This window comes from Streptomyces caeruleatus (assembly GCF_001514235.1).
GTDB lineage: Bacteria > Actinomycetota > Actinomycetes > Streptomycetales > Streptomycetaceae > Streptomyces > Streptomyces caeruleatus.
Genome location: NZ_KQ948934.1, coordinates 350,416 through 366,097 on the forward strand (window position 1 = coordinate 350,416; position 15,682 = coordinate 366,097).

Genomic DNA, 15,682 nt, shown 5'->3' on the forward strand with positions numbered 1-15,682 from the left:
ATGGCAGTCACCGACGAGGCGATCGAGAAGATCAAGGGCATGATCGTCTCCGGCGCGCTGCGCCCCGGCGACCGGCTCCCCAAGGAGAGCGAGCTGGCCGCCGACCTCGGCCTGTCCCGCAACTCCCTGCGGGAGGCCGTGCGCGCCCTGTCGCTGATCCGGATCCTGGACGTACGGCAGGGCGACGGCACCTATGTCACGAGCCTGGATCCGCAGCTGCTGCTGGAGGCGCTGAGCTTCGTCGTCGACTTCCACCGCGACGACACGGTGCTGGAGTTCCTCGCCGTGCGCCGCATCCTGGAGCCGGCCGCCACGGCGATGGCCGCGTCCCGGATCAGCGAGCAGCAACTGAGCGCGCTGACGAACCAGTTGGACAAGCTCGGCGACGCCCCCTCGGTGGAGGAGCTCGTCGCCTGCGACCTGGAGTTCCACCGGGGCATCGTGCAGAGTTCGGGCAACTCCGTGCTGTGCTCGCTCCTGGACGGCCTGTCGGGGCCGACGACGCGGGCGCGCATCTGGCGCGGGCTGACGCAGGAGGACGCCGTCAGCCGGACCCTGCACGAGCACCGGGCGATCCTGGCGGCGCTGCGGGACCGGGACGCGGAGGCGGCGAGGTCGTGGGCGACGGTGCACATCGCCAGCGTGGAGCAGTGGCTCCGGTCGTCGCTGTGACGCGGGGAGGGGGCCGCGGGGTGGGCCGGGGCGCGAACAAGGGCTCGGATGATCGCGGGGTGTTCCCCGGTGACGAACGGGGCAGTGATCCGTTCACTCCCCCGTGCAAGGGGGCTGCGGGCGCCCCCGCCGCACGCCGTAAGGTTGTGTGGTCAGGCGAGGGCACGTCGGAAGGAGGCACTGGGTGATCGAGCTCGAGGGGGTTCCCGAGCTGATCGACCCGGTCATGGTGGCCGCGTTCGAGGGCTGGAACGACGCCGGCGACGCCGCCTCCACCGCGGTCGCGCATCTGGACAGGGAGTGGAAGGGCGAGGTGTTCGCGGCGCTGGACGCCGAGGACTACTACGACTTCCAGGTGAACCGCCCCACGGTGTGGATGGACGCGGGCGTCCGCAAGATCACTTGGCCCACGACCAGGCTGTCGGTGGTCCGCGTCGGCGGCGACAAGCCACGTGATCTCGTACTCGTGCGCGGTATCGAACCGTCCATGCGCTGGCGCTCGTTCTGCAACGAGCTCCTCGGTTTCGCGCACGAGCTGGGCGTGGAGCTGGTGGTCATCCTGGGCGCCCTGCTCGGGGACACCCCGCACACGCGTCCGGTCCCGATCAGCGGGACCACGTCCGACCCGGACCTGGCCCAGCGGATGGACCTGGAGGAGACCAAGTACGAGGGCCCGACGGGCATCGTCGGCGTCCTCCAGGAGGCGTGCACACACGCCGGGGTCCCGGCGGTGTCGCTGTGGGCGGCGGTACCGCACTACGTCTCGCAGCCGCCCAACCCGAAGGCGACGCTGGCCCTGCTCAACCGGCTGGAGGACCTGATCGACGTGCGTATCCCGCTGGGCGAGCTGCCCGAGGACGCGCGCGCCTGGCAGGTCGGCGTGGACCAGCTGGCCGCCGAGGACAGCGAGGTCGCGGAGTACGTGCAGTCACTGGAGGAGGCCCGGGACACCGCGGAGCTGCCGGAGGCGTCGGGCGAGGCCATCGCCCGGGAGTTCGAGCGGTATCTGCGGCGCCGGGACGGCGGCGGTCCGACGCCCGGCGGGCACGCCACGGCGGACGGCGGAGAGTCCCCCGGCCCCTTCCTCAGGGACAATCCGAGCGGCCGCACCAAGCCGCCGAAGCCACCGAAGCCGGGCAACACGGACGACGACGAGTCGTCGGACGACTGAACGACCGGAACGGCTCAGAGGAGGGCGGTGCGCGGACTGCGCACCGCCCTCCTCAGTCATCCGGACGAGTCATCCGGACGAGTCATCCGGGCGGATCGTCACGCGGGCACGGAGATCACGTCGTACGTCGTCTGTGGTGTCGGTGTCGTGGTGAAGCGAGCGTTGGGCAGGTAGAGCCGGCCCCGGTACGCGGCCGCCGTGGTCGGTACGTCGAAGAGCGGGTCGGTGACACGGCGCTGGAAGGCGCCGCTGCGGCCGTCGGCGGCGAGCCGGAACACGTCGACGGCGTTCTGCCGGTTCTGGACGACGTACAGCGTGCGTCCGGTCAGCAGCAGTCCGTCGCCGTTGGTGAGCGGGGCCGCGTCGCCGAGGTCGACGAGCCGGGTGACGCCGGTGCGCGGGTCGACGCGGTGCAGGCCGCCGACCCCGGACTGCACGACGAGGAGGGCGGAGCCGTCGGGGGTGCTCGTGATGCCGTTGGCGTTCACGACCTCGCCGGGTACCTGGCTCCAGTCGCCGCTCAGGGTGATCGTCACGACGTCGTCCGCGTCCGGCAGTTCGCCGTGCCGGCCGAGCGGCAGGGCGTACAGCGCGGGCTGGTAGGAGTCGGTGAACCAGGCCGTGCGCGGGGTCAGGAACACGTCGTTGGCGAAGGTCGGGGCCGCCGTGGTGAGGACGTAGGAGGCGAGGATCTCGCCGGTGCGGGTGTCCACGACACGGGCGCCCTGGCCGCGTCCGGCGACGAACAGGCGTCCCCGGTGATCGAGTTTGAGGCCGACCGACGGTGTGCCGGGTCCGGCCGAGATGATGCGGCCCTCGCCGGTGCGCAGGTCGGCGCGGTAGATCGAGCCGTCGCCGAGCGAGCCGAGGTAGGCGTACGGTCCGCCGCCGACGGCGATGCCCTCCGGGCGGAAGCCGTTCGGGAGGTGGATCACGGCGGGCCGGGTCTTTCCGGCCGCGGTGGCGGGAGTGCCGGCCGCTCCGACGAGCACGGCACCGGCGGTGGCGGCGCCGGCCGTGAGGAGTCTGCGGCGGGTGGGGTGAGGTGCGAAGGAGCGGTGTTCGGGGGCCACTGTGCGTCCTTCCGCTGACAGGACCGGCGGGCAGCTGGTCCAACGGTCAACTGACTCCTCCACCCCACCACACGCCGGGCGCCTCCGCAGCCGTAGACAGCCTCTCGACAGCGACTGGACACATCTGGCCCGATTGGGCCGTGACATCTCTTTCGCTCCGGATTGCACACGTTGCCCAATTCAACTTGTTCCAAACCGAGTTGGCGAAATAAGTCTGGACGGACCGGGCCGGGCGTGCTTGGTTGTCCACCGAAGGCGCGCCGCACCACCCGCACTTGGTATCCGCTGGAACCGAAGGGAGCGGCAGACGATGACCGACCAGGCAGAGCCGGCGCAGGGCCCGGGAGCGTCCGGGCCGGGGCCCGACGGAGCGGGATTCACCTATCGAGGAGCCGAGCAGGAGCTGATCGTCGTCGCCCGTCCGGAGGCCCGGCTGCGGGCCCGGGCCCAGGGTGTCCGGTCGGCCGCCGGTGCCGACGTGTCGGCCCTCGACATGTTCCTCAGCGACGAACAACTCGCGCTGGAGCCGCTGTTCGGCAGCGAGGAGCGGCTGTCGCAGGCCGCCGCCCCGCAGACCGGCGCCGAGGACGTGCCGGACCTGGCGCTGTTCTACCGGGTGCGCGGCGGGGAGAGCCGGACCGAGGAGCTGCGGGCCCGGATCGCCGCGCTGCCGGGGATCGACACGGCGTTTGTGAAGCCGGGCGCGGTGCCGGCCTCGATCGGGCAGGCCGGGGAGGAGAGCGGGCGCCTGAAGGAGGGCGCGCCGGTCACGCCCGACTTCAGCGGCCGGCAGGGCTATCTGCGGCCCGCCCCGGAGGGCGTCGACGCGCACTGGGCGTGGCGGCGGCCCGGCGGCACCGGTCAGGGCGTCACCGTGATCGACGTGGAGGGCTCCTGGCAGCTGGGCCACGAGGACCTGGCCGCCAAGCTGGCCGGCGTCGTCGTCGGCACCCCGCTGACCGACCTCGCCTGGCGCAACCACGGCACCGCCGTGATCGGGGTGATCGGCGGCGACCGCAACGAGTACGGCATCACCGGCATCGTTCCCGACACGGTGACCGCGGCCGCCTCCTTCCAGGGCATCGGCACGGCGCCCGCGATCCACGCGGCGGCCGAGCGGCTGGGCCCCGGCGACATCGTGCTGATCGAACTGCACCGCCCGGGACCCCGGTTCGAGTACGCCGGGCGCGACGACCAGCGCGGCTACATCGCGCTCGAATGGTGGCCGGACGACCTCGCCGCCGTCCGCTACGCCACCGCCAAGGGCGTCCTGGTGGTGGCCGCCGCGGGCAACGGCGCCGAGTCGCTCGACGACGCGGTCTACGAGCGCCGCCCGGACGGGTTCCCCGAGTCGTGGCGCAACCCGTTCAACCCGTCCAACCCGCCCTCCGGCGCGGTCCTGGTCGGCGCGGGCGCACCGCCGCCCGGCACCCACGGCCGCGACCACGGCCCGGACCGCTCACGGCTCGCGTTCTCCAACTACGGCGCCCGCGTGGACGCGCAGGGCTGGGGGCGCGAGGTCACGACGACCGGCGGCTTCTGGGACCGGCCCGGCGATCTTCAGGGCGGGCCCGAGGAGATCACCTGGTACACCGACACGTTCTCGGGGACGTCGTCCGCCTCCCCGGTCGTGGTCGGCGCGCTGGCCGCGCTGCAGGGCATGCTCAAGGCCGCGGGCCAGCCGCCGTTGACCCCGGAGCGGGCCCGTGCGGTGCTGCGGGCGACGGGTTCCCCGCAGCAGGACGCGCCCGGTCGGCCCGCCTCCCAGCGGATCGGCAACCGGCCCGACATCAAGGCGGCGGTCAACCGTCTGGTGCCGCAGGCGGTCGGCTCCGGCCTCGCCGAGCGCTACTGGGACGAGCTCCTGCCCTACCCTCGCGAACTTCCGCCCAGGCTCCGGCTGTTCGTGGCCGGCGGCTGGCGGAACCTCGACCACCCGTCCCCGGAGATCCGCCAGGCGGTCCACACCGCCTTCGCGGGGGGACGGCCCGAAGTCCGAGTGTGGTTCTCGGACGACGAGATCGTCGGCCTGGTGATCACCGGCTGACGCAGCCCATCACAGCAAGGGAACCCATCACATCAAGGGAAGGTGACACCCGTATGAGCACCACCCCGCAGATGAGTCACATGGGACAACAGCAGGGCCAGCAGTTCCCCGGCACGTCGCCCTACCAGCAGCAGCCGTTCGGGCAGCAGCAGGGCTACGGCCCACAGGGCCCCGGCCCGCAGAACCTCGGCCTGCAGAACCTCGGCCAGCAGAACCTCGGCCAGCAGCAGCCTTACGGCATGGGCGGCTCGCTGGAGGAGCTCCAGCAGCTCGGTCAGCAGCAGCCGTTCCAACAGCTGCTGCAGCAGCTGGGCCAGCACCAGGGCGACCAGCAGCAACAGCAGGTCGAGCAGCAGGTGATGCAGCTGGTGCAGCAGGTCACCCAGGCCGCGCTGCAGCAGGTCACCCAGCAGGTGCAGTCCCAGGCTCTCCAGGCCGGTGTGGCGAACGGCTACATCGACATCGTGCAGCCGCTGCCGGGGCAACCGCAGCAGCTCTTCCTGCGTTTCCCGAACAACGTGTTCCGGGTCCTCAACCACCCGAACCCGCAGACCCACGACGAGGTCCAGGAGGCCTTCGCGTTCGGCCACCAGGTGATCGGCGTCTGGGACAGCGGCTCGCCGCAGATCCTGCGGAGCATCCAGATCCGCAAGCTCTGACCGGCGGGTGAACGAAGAGGGGCGCTTCCTCCCGTGGGGAAGCGCCCCTCTCTCATGCTCCGGTGATCAGAGGGCGACACCCAGCAGGGCGTCCACGGCCCGCGACACGACACCGGGGGCGCCGATGTCCGTGCCGCCGCTCTCCTCCTGTGCGGCTGCCCAGCGGTCGACCGCGGCGAGCGCGGCCGGGGCGTCCAGGTCGTTGGCGAGGGCCTCGCGGATCTCCTCGACGAGCGCCTCGGCGGGCGGGCCGTCGGGTCGGGACACGGCGGCACGCCAGCGGTCGAGGCGGGCGAGGGCGTCCTGGAGCACCTGGTCGGTCCACTCCCAGTCGGCCCGGTAGTGGTGGGCGAGGAGGGCCAGGCGGATGGCGGCCGGGTCGACGCCGTCGCGGCGCAGCTGCGACACGAAGACCAGGTTGCCCTTGGACTTGGACATCTTCTCGCCGTGCAGGGCGACCATGCCGGCGTGGACGTACGCCTTGGCCATGGGGAACTCGCCGGTCAGCACCTGGGCGTGCGAGGCGCCCATCTCGTGGTGCGGGAAGGCCAGGTCGGAGCCGCCGCCCTGGACGTCGAAGGTCATGCCGAGGTGGTCGAGGGCGATGGCGACGCACTCGATGTGCCAGCCGGGCCGGCCACGGCCGAGCGAACCGCCGTCCCAGCTGGGCTCGCCGGGCCGTGCGGCCATCCACAGCATCGGGTCCAGGGGGTTCTTCTTGCCCGGACGGTCCGGGTCGCCGCCGCGCTCGGCCGACAGCAGCCGCATGGCGGCGGCGTCCAGGCCGGAGACCTTGCCGAAGTTCGGGTCGGACTCGACGGAGAAGTAGATGTCCCCGTCGAGCTCGTAGGCGGCTCCGGCGTCCCGCAGCCGCTCCACGAGCGGCACGATGCCGGGTATCGCCTCGACCGCGCCGATGTAGTGCCGCGGGGGCAGCATGCGCAGGGCCGTCATGTCCTCCCGGAAGAGGGCGGTCTCCTTCTCGGCGAGGGCGACCCAGTCGATGTTGTCCCGCTCGGCCCGCTCCAGGAGCGGATCGTCGACGTCGGTGACGTTCTGGACGTAGTGGACCTGCCGCTTGGTGTCGAGCCACACGCGCTGCACGAGGTCGAACGCGTTGTAGGTCGCCGCGTGACCCAGGTGGGTCGCGTCGTACGGCGTGATGCCGCAGACGTAGATACGGGCGACGGGACCGGGGTCGAGGGTGACCAGACCGCCGGTCGCGGTGTCGTGGATCCTCAGGTCGCGGCCCTCACCGGGCAGGGCGGGGACCTCAGAAGCGGGCCAGGCATACATGTCATGAGCCTAACCGGACGGATGTTCCGGATACGAACCGGACCAGGCCGGATGGCCGGTAAGGCCTTCTTGCGCGATACGGCACTTCATGCAGTGTCCCGCTAGACGGGCGGCCACGGAATGGCCGGCCACTCCCCGCTCGGCTGCGGATGCTTCCCGGACGTCACCAGCGCCTCCACGCGCGCGCGTGTGGCCTCCACCTCGGCCGCGGTGATCAGCCCGGCCAGGCGGACCGCCAGGTCGCCGCCCTCCTTCAGGGCCTCCCGCAGGGCGCCGAGCACCTCGACGGCCTCGCCTGCCAGCGGCTCGCCCGCCCAGCCCCACAGCAGGGTCCGCAGCTTGTCGTCGACGTTGAAGGTGACGCCGTGGTCGATGCCGTAGAGCCGGCCGCCCTCGGTGGGCAGCAGGTGCCCGCCCTTGCGGTCGGCGTTGTTGATCACCGCGTCCAGGACGGCCATGCGCCGCAGCCGCTCGTCGTCGGCGTGCACCAGCAGGGCGGTCCTCCCCTCGCCGACCTCGGCGAAGCCGATCGCCTTCCAGCCGGGCTCGGGCTCCTCGCCGTCGACCAGGGCGAGCAGTTCGGCCTCGGGCGTCACCTCGATCCACAGCTGCACCATGCCCTCGCCGTACGGCCCGTCGCGCAGCACGGTGGGCGGTACGAGCCCCCAGCCGGTCGCCTCGGAGACCTCGTACGCGGCGACCTCGCGCTGCGCGAGGGTGCCGTCGGGGAAGTCCCACAGCGGCCGCTCACCGGCGACCGGCTTGTACACGCAGGACGCCTCCTGCCCCTCGTGCGCGACCGTGCAGAACAGCGCCGCGTTGGACGCCTCGCGGATGCGTCCGCGCACAGTCAGCTCACCCTCGGTGAGCAGCTCCACCGGGGTCACGCTCCGCGGCGGTATCCGTTCTGGCGCGGACATACGTGTCCTTCCGGGTCGAGCGGGAGGCTGCACAGCGGACACGGCGGCCGCCCCGCGTTGACGACGTCAAGGGCGCGCTTGGCGAAGGCCCTCGCCTGCGCGCCGGTGAGCCGGACCCGCAGCATCGGGGGCCCGTTCTCCTCGTCCTGGAGGAGGCGTTCCTCGGCCTCGGCGAGGTCCTCCTCGGAGTCGGCGTCGAGCTCCACGAGGGCCTGGGCCTCGACGATCATGCGCTGCTCCTCGCCGTCCCAGGCCAGCGCCATGGTGCCGACGCGGAACTCCTCCTCCACGGGGGCGTCCAGCGGGGCGGTGTCGGCGATTTCGCTCGGCGGCATGGCGGGGACGGCGGCGCTGCCGCCACTACGCCGTACGACCTCGTCGAGCAGTTCGTCCATGCGCTCGGCGAGGGCGGCGACCTGGGTCTTCTCCAGGGCCACGCTGGTCACCCGGGAGCCCGCGGTGGCCTGGAGGAAGAACGTACGGCGCCCGGGCAGTCCGACCGTACCGGCCACGAAGCGGTCCGGGGGGTCGTAGAGGAACACCTGACGGGACACGTCCTGTCTCCATTGGAATCGTGAGTACAGCGCTGCTTCGACCGCTTCACCCTACTGCGCCGGACGATCACGGTGCGCCCGCGCCGCCCCCGACCGTCGCGTCGCCGGCCGGCGGTTCCTCGCGCGGGGCGAGGGAGGCGAAATCACCGGTGTCGCCGAGGCGTACGAGGAACGGCCTCAGGCGTGTGTAGCGGATCGCGGTGATGGAACACGGTTCGACGGAGATCCTCTGGAACAGGTCGAGATGAAGTCCGAGTGCGTCCGCGACGAGGGACTTGATGATGTCGCCGTGCGAGCACATCAGATACACGGCGTCGGCGCCGTGATCGCGCTCCACGCGCGCGTTCCACTCCCGTACGGCTTCGGCCGCCCGGGTCTGCATCGCCCGCATCGACTCACCGCCGGGGAACGCGGCGGCCGACGGGTGGGCCTGGACGACCTCCATCAGCGGCTCGTCCCCCAGTTCGGCGAGCTTGCGGCCGGACCAGTCGCCGTAGTGGCACTCCCCGATCCGTTCGTCGGTGTGCGCGGTGAGTTCCGGCCGGGCCTCCAGCAGCGGCCGGATCGTCTCCTGGCAGCGCTGCAGCGGGCTGGCGACGACCTCGGAGATCGGCAGCGCGGCGAGCCGTCCGGGCAGTGCGGCGGCCTGCGCGGCCCCGCGCTCGTCGAGGGCGACGCCGGGCGTCCACCCGGCGAGGAGGCCCTCGGTGTTGGCGGTGGATCGTCCGTGGCGGACCAGGATCAACGTCGGCATGCGGCCCAGCGTAGGCATACGACCGGGTGCGCCCGCGAGGGGATGGCGGGAGAATACGCCCCGTGATCGTCGACTGCGCCATCTACCGGGACGGGCGCCGGACGGAGGGGCCCGCGGACTTCTCCGACGCCCTGGATCTGTGCCGTCTGCGGGGCGACGCGTTCGTCTGGATCGGCCTGTACGAGCCCACGGAGAGGGAGTTCGACAAGGTCACCGACGAGTTCGGGCTGCACCCGCTGGCCGTGGAGGACGCCCTGAACGCGCACCAGCGGCCCAAGCTGGAGGTCTACGACGACTCGCTGTTCATGGTCCTCAAGCCGGTCGGCTACGAGGCGAAGAGCGACATCGTCTCCTCCGGGGAGGTCATGGTCTTCATCGGCGACTCGTTCGTGGTGACCGTCCGGCACGGCGAGGAGGCGCCGCTGGGGGCCGTACGCAACCGTCTCGAACACGAGCCGGAGATGCTCCGGCACGGTCCCACGGCGGTGCTGTACATGATCGCCGACGCGGTGGTCGACCACTACGTCGAGGTGGCGGGCGAACTGGGCACTGACCTGGAGGAGCTGGAGGCCGAGGTGTTCTCGCCGATCGGCGGCGGCTCACGGCACACGGCGTCCCGGATCTACGCCTTCAAGCGGCAGATCCTGGAGTTCCGCAGAGCCACCGGCCCGCTCGCACAGCCCCTGTCCCGGCTCGCCGGTACCGGCATGATCGGCGCGCGCGTGCCCTTCGTGCACGACAAGGCACAGCCCTTCTTCCGTGACGTCAGCGACCACCTCACGCGTGTGAACGAGGCGGTGGAGGGCCTGGACCGGCTGGTCTCGGACGTCCTCGCGGCGCATCTGGCGCAGACGAGCGTCCGGCAGAACGACGACGTACGGAAGATCTCCGCGTGGGCGGCCATGGCCGCGATCCCCACGATGATCGCGGGGATCTACGGCATGAACTTCGAGCACATGCCCGAGCTGCGCTGGGCGGGCTCGTACCCGCTGCTGATCGTGGGCATGGTCGCCCTGGAGGTGCTGTTGTACCGGCTGTTCAAACGCCGGGGCTGGCTGTAGGTCAGGCGAACTCGGGCGCGGAGGTGGCCGGTCCGCCGAGGGCGTCACGGCGTTCGGGCAACTTCAGGGACACCATGCGCCGCCAGCCGCCGAGCCGCTCCCAGGCGTACACGGCGTGGATGCCCGCGGCGAGCACGGCCGCCTTGGGGCGGGACCAGCCGAGGACGCGGCCCATGTGGGCCATGACGGCGAGGCTGACGTCCCGGTAGATCCGGATCTCGGCGAGCGCGCACTCGCGCAGCGTCCGCTGGATGGCCCGGCCGTGCCCCTGGGCGGCGAAGCGCAGGAGTTCCTCGTGGCAGTAGGCGAGGTGGTTGTCCTCGTCGTCGGAGATCATCCTGACCGCGCGGCCGAGGACGGGATGGTCGGCGAAGTGCTTGCGCAGCAGGTCCATCTGCTCGGAGGCGCGCTGCTCGGTGACCCGGCTGTGCGACAGGTAGGTGACGACGTCCTGGACGGTGAGCGCCTCGTCGGCCTTGAGCCGGTCGTGGGCGAGGCCGATGCCGTGCTGCTCCAGCAGCATCGTGTAGTCGGTCTCGGGCGGTACGGGGACGGGCTGGAGGCCGCGCTTCTTCATCAGGGCGTTGAAGATCCGCCCGTGCTTGTCCTCGTCCGCCCCGTGCCGGGTGATCTTGGGCGCGAGAGCACGCTCGCTCTGCGGGACCAGCGCGGCGATCCGCGCGTTCTCCCAGCCGCCCTGGGACTCGCCGCTGGCCGCGATGGAGCAGAACAGGCGGAAGGACTCGTCGTTGTCGATGATCTCCTGGAACAGACTCTTGGCCGAAAGCATCGTGGGGCACCTCTCTGCAGGACGCCGCAGGATTCCGCAGAGAACGAGTCAAATGCGGCGAGAGAGGTGCTGCAACAGCTGTGTCGGACAACTCCGCCAAAAGAATGACCACCGGGGTCACGACGGGGGCGTAACCGGGTGGGGCACGCGCGCGTTGTGCTGCGTGACGGCCGTGGCGGGGAAGACCCCCGAGCCCCCACCACGGCCGCTGAAAACTCCCCAGGCTGTACGGCGTCCGGTGCCGGCGTGTGCTACGCGAGCCCGGCGCGCTCCAGGGCCTCGGTGCCGGCGCGGAGCGAGGCGAGCCGCTCGTCGAGAGTGAAGCCGGCGGGTGCGAGGGACAGGGTGGTGACCCCGGCCGCGGCGTAGGCCTTCATCCGGTCGGCGATGCGGTCCACGGAACCCAGCAGCGCGGTCTTGTCGATCAGGTCCTGCGGTACGGCGGCCGCGGCGCCCTGCTTGTCGCCGGAGAGGTACTTGCTCTGGATCTCGGCGGCTTCCTTCTCGTAGCCCATGCGCTGGGCGAGCTGGTTGTAGAAGTTCTGCTTGGGGCTGCCCATGCCGCCGACGTACAGCGCGGTGTAGGGGCGGAAGGTGTCGGCGAGCGTGGCCACGTCCTTGTCGTCGCCGACGGCGAGCGGCAGGGTCGGGCAGACGTCGAACCCGTCGAGGGTCAGGCCCGCCTTCTCGCGCCCGGCGCGCAGGTACTTGATCGTCGTGTCCTCCAGGTGCTCGGCGGAGGGGAAGATCAGCAGGGCGCCGTCGGCGATCTCACCGGTCTGTTCGAGGTTCTTCGGGCCGATGGCGGCGATGTACAGCGGGATGTGCTCGCGCTGCGGGTGCACGGTCAGCTTGATCGGCTTGCCGGGGCCGCCGGGCAGCGGCAGCGTCCAGTGCTGACCCTCGTACGACAGGCGCTCGCGGGTCATGGCCTTGCGGACGATCTCGACGTACTCACGCGTGCGTGCCAGCGGCTTGTCGAACTTGACGCCGTACCAGCCCTCGGAGACCTGCGGTCCGGAGACGCCGAGGCCGAGGCGGAAGCGGCCGCCGGAGAGCGAGTCCAGGGTCGCGGCCGTCATCGCGGTCATCGCGGGCTGGCGGGCCGGGATCTGGAAGATGGCGGAGCCGACGTCGATGCGCTCGGTCTGGGCGGCGACCCAGCTCAGCACGGTGGCGGCGTCCGAGCCGTACGCCTCGGCGGCCCAGCACACGGCGTACCCCAGCCGGTCGGCCTCCTGCGCGACGGCGAGGTTGTCCGCGTCCATTCCGGCACCCCAGTAGCCGAGGTTGATCCCGAGCTGCATGGCCGATCCCCTTACCGATCAGTAACGTCCCTTGTGCGCCCGACCATAGCGCGGGGGGCGTCCCCCGGGGAGGCCGGTGTGGCGGGCGTCGCCCCGACGGCCGTGCGGATGCCCGGTGACCGTCCTGAAAACTGGTTATCCACAGGCCCCCACATGGCAGGTTCTGGCCAGTAATCTCGGCGTTCATGGAGCAGAGGCATCTCGGCCGTACCGGCCTGCGCGTGTCCCGGATCGGGCTCGGCACCCTCACCTGGGGCAGGGACACCGACGAGCATGATGCCGCGGACCTGTTGAAGACGTTCTGGGAGGCGGGCGGCAGCCTCGTCGACACGGCCGACGTGTACGGCGACGGGGAGGCCGAGTACCTGCTCGGGCGGCTGATAGAAGGCCTGGTCCCGCGCCGGGACCTGGTGATCTCGACGAAGGCGGGCAGCGTGCCCGACCCGGACCGCCGGTTCGACGGCTCGCGCGGCCATCTGCTCTCCGCGCTGGACGCCTCGCTGGCCCGGCTCGGCACGGACTACGTCGACGTCTGGCACATCCACGCCTATGACCCCTCCACCCCGCTGGAGGAGACCCTCCAGGCCCTCGACCTGGCGGTCAGCAGCGGCCGGGCCCGCTATGCCGGGGTCTCCAACTTCTGCGGCTGGCAGCTCGCCAAGGCGGCGACCTGGCAGCTCGCGGCGCCCGGCACCAGGACCCGGCTGGCGAGCACACAGCTGGAGTACTCCCTGCTGCAGCGCGGCGTGGAGCGCGAAGTGCTGCCGGCCGCGCTGGACCTGGGCATCGGCCTGCTGCCGTCCTCGCCTCTCGGCCGGGGCGTCCTGACGGCGAAGTACCGCAATGCCACTCCCCCGGACTCCCGCGGCGCCTCGGAGCATCTGGCGCCCTTCGTCGCGCCGTACCTCGACGACACGGCGAGCCGCATCGTGGACGCCGTGCAGACGGCGGCCGACGGGCTGGCCGTCACCCCGCTCCAGGTCGCCCTCGCCTGGGTGCGTGACCGTCCCGGCGTGGCCGCGCCCGTCATCGGCCCGCGCAACGCCCAGCAGCTCACGGCGGCGTTGTCAGTGGAGGCCCTTAGTCTTCCTGACGAGATCTGCCGGGCGCTCGACGACGTGTCGGCGCCCGTGCACCGCTATCCCGATCACGACTGGAGCACGCTGTGAGCACGGAGCCGCCCGAGACCACGGAGAACACCGAGCCGGGGACACCGGGGGCCGCGACGGAGGACGCCGGGGCCGCGGCTGCGGGGGCCGGCGAGGGCCCTGACGCTGCTGAGGGCACAGAGGCCACGACCGGAGACGGCGACACCGCCGCGCAGTTGTCCGAGGCGGAGGCCGAGCTTGCCGCTCAGCGGCTCGAGCGGGAGCGGATCGAGCGGCGCAAGGCCGAGAAGCAGGGGCCCGTCGAGAGCGGGACCAAGCTCAGCGGGACGGCCGCCGATCTGCTCGCCGCCGTCCGGGCCGTGGAGAGCGGCGCCAAACCCGTCGCCACCGTGTTCAGCGAGCCGGAGCCACCGCGCCGACCCGCCCCGGAGCCGGTACGTCAGCCGCGGCCCGTGGCGTCCGAGGCGCCCGCTGGTCCCGCGCCGGAGACCGTCGAGTCCGTGCGGCGCGTGCTGGCCGATGGCGGCGCCCCGGAGTCGCTCGCCCCGCAGGTCGCCGCGGCCCTCGGTGAGGGCGCGGCCGGTCAACTGCGAGCGGACCCTTGGCAGTTGCTGCGTGTCGCCGGGGTACGGACCGAGCAGGCCGACGGGTTCGCCCGGGCGCTGCTCGGCGCCGAGTGCGGTCCCGACGACGAGCGGCGCGGCCGGGCGCTCACCGTCTGGCTCCTGGAGCAGGCGGCCGTGGCCGGGCACACGGCCCTGGAGATGCCGACGCTGACCGCGGCGCTGGCCCAGCGGGGTGTGCCCGACGCCGAGGCGGCCGTGCAGAACACCCTGGCCGAGGGCGAGGCCCTGGCCTTCCAGGACGCTCTGGACGAGCCCGGCGCCCCGGCGTCCCGGGGGGACGACGAGACGGACGAGGACGAGGCGCGGCCGGTCCGTGTCCTCGTCGGCCTGGAGCGGTACGCCCTCGCGGAGGAGAGCCTCGCCGATGGACTGGCCCGACTGGTCAACTCGGCGCCGAAGCAGGACGGTTCGGCCGAGGAGTGGGAGCGGGCGGCGACCTCCGCGGGCTCCGCGGCCGACCTGATCCGCGCCGCCGCGACCCACGGCCTGGTCCTGCACACCGGCGGGCAGGCGGCCCGGGCCGAACCGGCGGCGCTGCTGCACGCGGCGCACGCACTGGGGCTGCGGGCCTGGGCGGCCACCCACAGCCCGGTCGGCCGGGACAGCTTCTCGACGTTGCTGGACGGGCCCGGCGTCGCCACCGTGGCCGGTCTGCTCTCCGGTGCCGAAGGGCCCGGCCGGGACTCGGAGGGCGCGTTCGACCTCGATCTGCTCGTCCTGCTCGACGCACCGCAGCTGGACGTGGAGACGGCGGCCCTGCTCACGGAGTCGCTGCCGGACGGGGCCCGACTGGTGCTGGCCGGTGACCCCGCGGTGCTGTGGTCGGCGGGCCCCGGCCGGGTGTTCGCCGATCTGCTGGCGGCGCGGGTCTGTCCGCAGATCGCCTCGCGGCTGCCGGACCCGGGCCCGCTGGGCGAATTGGTGTCCGGTATCGGGGTCGGCGAGCTGAACCAGGTCGAGGCGCCCGGCAAGGAGGTCGTGATCGTGCCGGTGCGCGACGCGGGCGAGGCCGTGCACCGCACCGTGCAGCTCGTCGCGGACTCGGTGCCGCGCGCGATCGGCATCCCGGCCGAGGAGACCCAGGTGATCACCCCGGGCCACGGCGGCGCGGCCGGCACGCGCGCCCTCAACGCCGCGCTCAAGGAGCGTCTCAACCCCGGCCCCGGCCGCTTCGGCGGCTTCGACCCCGGTGACCGCGTCGCGTACTCGCCCGCCCCGGGCCGTACGGTGCCGGGCCAGGTGGTGAAGGCCGACGCCGAGGGACTGCACCTGTCCTGCGCGGGCGAGGCCGTGGTCGTACCGCAGGAGCGGGTGGAGCAGTCCGTGCGGCACGGCTGGGCGCTGACCGCGCACCAAGCCGCGGGCGCCCGCTGGCCGGCGGTGGTCGTGGTGCTGCCGGGCGATGCCGCGCAGACGCTGAACCGGCCGTGGGTCTACACGGCGTTCGGCCGCGCCGACCGCCATCTGTCCGTGGTCCACGGCGTGGAGCAGGCCCTGCCCCGGGCGGTCGCCGAAATCCCGGCGAAGCCGCGCACGACCCGCCTCGCCGTCCTGCTCGGACCGCTGCTGCCGGCGACCGGCTGACGCCCGGCCGGGACCTCAGGGGCGCGGGGCTGTATCGATATGCGGCTCCACCGCGTGGG

14 protein-coding genes are annotated in these 15,682 nt (G+C 72.4%); 7 read left to right on the top strand and 7 right to left on the bottom strand.

Going from position 1 to position 15,682, the window contains the following annotated elements:
• Both AQJ67_RS31560 and AQJ67_RS31565 read left to right on the top strand, forming a co-directional pair.
• Nucleotides 1–672, top strand: coding sequence for a FadR/GntR family transcriptional regulator (locus AQJ67_RS31560; RefSeq protein ID WP_062722798.1), 672 nt, complete (start codon nucleotides 1–3; stop codon nucleotides 670–672).
• 184 nt (nucleotides 673–856) lie between these two features.
• Nucleotides 857–1,843, top strand: coding sequence for a PAC2 family protein (locus AQJ67_RS31565; RefSeq protein WP_062722743.1), 987 nt, complete (start codon nucleotides 857–859; stop codon nucleotides 1,841–1,843).
• Nucleotides 1,844–1,941: 98 nt separating this feature from the next.
• Here AQJ67_RS31565 and AQJ67_RS31570 read toward each other — a convergent pair whose 3' ends face one another.
• On the bottom strand, nucleotides 1,942–2,916 hold the full coding sequence (locus AQJ67_RS31570) for an SMP-30/gluconolactonase/LRE family protein (RefSeq protein WP_062722744.1): 975 nt from the start codon (nucleotides 2,914–2,916) through the stop codon (nucleotides 1,942–1,944).
• A gap of 310 nt (nucleotides 2,917–3,226) precedes the next feature.
• Between AQJ67_RS31570 and AQJ67_RS31575 the strand changes: the two genes are divergently transcribed.
• On the top strand, nucleotides 3,227–4,963 hold the full coding sequence (locus AQJ67_RS31575) for a S8 family peptidase (protein ID WP_062722745.1): 1,737 nt from the start codon (nucleotides 3,227–3,229) through the stop codon (nucleotides 4,961–4,963).
• 53 nt (nucleotides 4,964–5,016) lie between these two features.
• Nucleotides 5,017–5,622 carry a hypothetical protein gene (locus AQJ67_RS31580; protein ID WP_062722746.1) on the top strand — a complete coding sequence of 202 codons (606 nt, stop codon included), beginning with the start codon at nucleotides 5,017–5,019 and terminating at the stop codon, nucleotides 5,620–5,622.
• A 66-nt stretch (nucleotides 5,623–5,688) separates the two neighbouring features.
• On the opposite strand, the gene mshC is transcribed toward AQJ67_RS31580, so the two are convergent.
• The 4 genes from mshC to AQJ67_RS31600 form a co-directional block, all read right to left on the bottom strand.
• Nucleotides 5,689–6,918, bottom strand: a complete 1,230-nt coding sequence (mshC, locus tag AQJ67_RS31585) for a cysteine--1-D-myo-inosityl 2-amino-2-deoxy-alpha-D-glucopyranoside ligase (protein WP_062722747.1) — start codon at nucleotides 6,916–6,918, stop codon at nucleotides 5,689–5,691.
• Nucleotides 6,919–7,019: 101 nt separating this feature from the next.
• Nucleotides 7,020–7,838, bottom strand: coding sequence for an SCO1664 family protein (locus tag AQJ67_RS31590; protein ID WP_062722748.1), 819 nt, complete (start codon nucleotides 7,836–7,838; stop codon nucleotides 7,020–7,022).
• Complete coding sequence (locus AQJ67_RS31595) at nucleotides 7,802–8,392, bottom strand: DUF3090 domain-containing protein (RefSeq protein WP_062722749.1); 591 nt, start codon at nucleotides 8,390–8,392, stop codon at nucleotides 7,802–7,804. The genes AQJ67_RS31590 and AQJ67_RS31595 overlap by 37 nt, the downstream gene beginning before the upstream one ends.
• A 67-nt stretch (nucleotides 8,393–8,459) precedes the next feature.
• Nucleotides 8,460–9,146: a histidine phosphatase family protein gene (locus tag AQJ67_RS31600; RefSeq protein ID WP_062722750.1), complete on the bottom strand. Its 687-nt coding sequence runs from the start codon at nucleotides 9,144–9,146 to the stop codon at nucleotides 8,460–8,462.
• A 62-nt stretch (nucleotides 9,147–9,208) separates the two neighbouring features.
• On the opposite strand from AQJ67_RS31600, the gene AQJ67_RS31605 reads away from it, so the two are divergent.
• Entirely contained in the window at nucleotides 9,209–10,207 is a 999-nt protein-coding gene (locus AQJ67_RS31605; protein ID WP_062722751.1) for a magnesium and cobalt transport protein CorA, read from the top strand.
• Nucleotide 10,208: 1 nt separating this feature from the next.
• Here AQJ67_RS31605 and AQJ67_RS31610 read toward each other — a convergent pair whose 3' ends face one another.
• Together AQJ67_RS31610 and AQJ67_RS31615 are read right to left on the bottom strand one after the other, a co-directional pair.
• The gene (locus tag AQJ67_RS31610; protein ID WP_062722752.1) at nucleotides 10,209–10,997 is read right to left on the bottom strand and encodes a hypothetical protein; all 789 of its coding nucleotides are present in this window, start codon (nucleotides 10,995–10,997) and stop codon (nucleotides 10,209–10,211) included.
• Between the two features lie 251 nt (nucleotides 10,998–11,248).
• Complete coding sequence (locus AQJ67_RS31615; RefSeq protein ID WP_062722753.1) at nucleotides 11,249–12,304, bottom strand: LLM class F420-dependent oxidoreductase; 1,056 nt, start codon at nucleotides 12,302–12,304, stop codon at nucleotides 11,249–11,251.
• Nucleotides 12,305–12,489: 185 nt separating this feature from the next.
• Between AQJ67_RS31615 and AQJ67_RS31620 the strand changes: the two genes are divergently transcribed.
• Nucleotides 12,490–13,473 (top strand): aldo/keto reductase, encoded by a 984-nt coding sequence (locus AQJ67_RS31620; RefSeq protein WP_062722754.1) that lies wholly within the window; start codon nucleotides 12,490–12,492, stop codon nucleotides 13,471–13,473.
• Entirely contained in the window at nucleotides 13,470–15,623 is a 2,154-nt protein-coding gene (locus AQJ67_RS31625) for a helix-hairpin-helix domain-containing protein (protein WP_062722755.1), read from the top strand. The genes AQJ67_RS31620 and AQJ67_RS31625 overlap by 4 nt, the downstream gene beginning before the upstream one ends.
• Nucleotides 15,624–15,682 lie beyond the last annotated feature (59 nt).

Coding starts and splice junctions, on each gene's coding strand:
- AQJ67_RS31560 (WP_062722798.1), top strand. CDS start 1: ATGGCAGTCACCGACGAGGCGATCGAGAAGATCAAGGGCATGATCGTC.
- AQJ67_RS31575 (WP_062722745.1), top strand. CDS start 3,227: ATGACCGACCAGGCAGAGCCGGCGCAGGGCCCGGGAGCGTCCGGGCCG.
- AQJ67_RS31580 (WP_062722746.1), top strand. CDS start 5,017: ATGAGCACCACCCCGCAGATGAGTCACATGGGACAACAGCAGGGCCAG.
- mshC (WP_062722747.1), bottom strand. CDS start 6,918: ATGTATGCCTGGCCCGCTTCTGAGGTCCCCGCCCTGCCCGGTGAGGGC.
- AQJ67_RS31590 (WP_062722748.1), bottom strand. CDS start 7,838: ATGTCCGCGCCAGAACGGATACCGCCGCGGAGCGTGACCCCGGTGGAG.
- AQJ67_RS31600 (WP_062722750.1), bottom strand. CDS start 9,146: ATGCCGACGTTGATCCTGGTCCGCCACGGACGATCCACCGCCAACACC.
- AQJ67_RS31610 (WP_062722752.1), bottom strand. CDS start 10,997: ATGCTTTCGGCCAAGAGTCTGTTCCAGGAGATCATCGACAACGACGAG.
- AQJ67_RS31615 (WP_062722753.1), bottom strand. CDS start 12,304: ATGCAGCTCGGGATCAACCTCGGCTACTGGGGTGCCGGAATGGACGCG.
- AQJ67_RS31620 (WP_062722754.1), top strand. CDS start 12,490: ATGGAGCAGAGGCATCTCGGCCGTACCGGCCTGCGCGTGTCCCGGATC.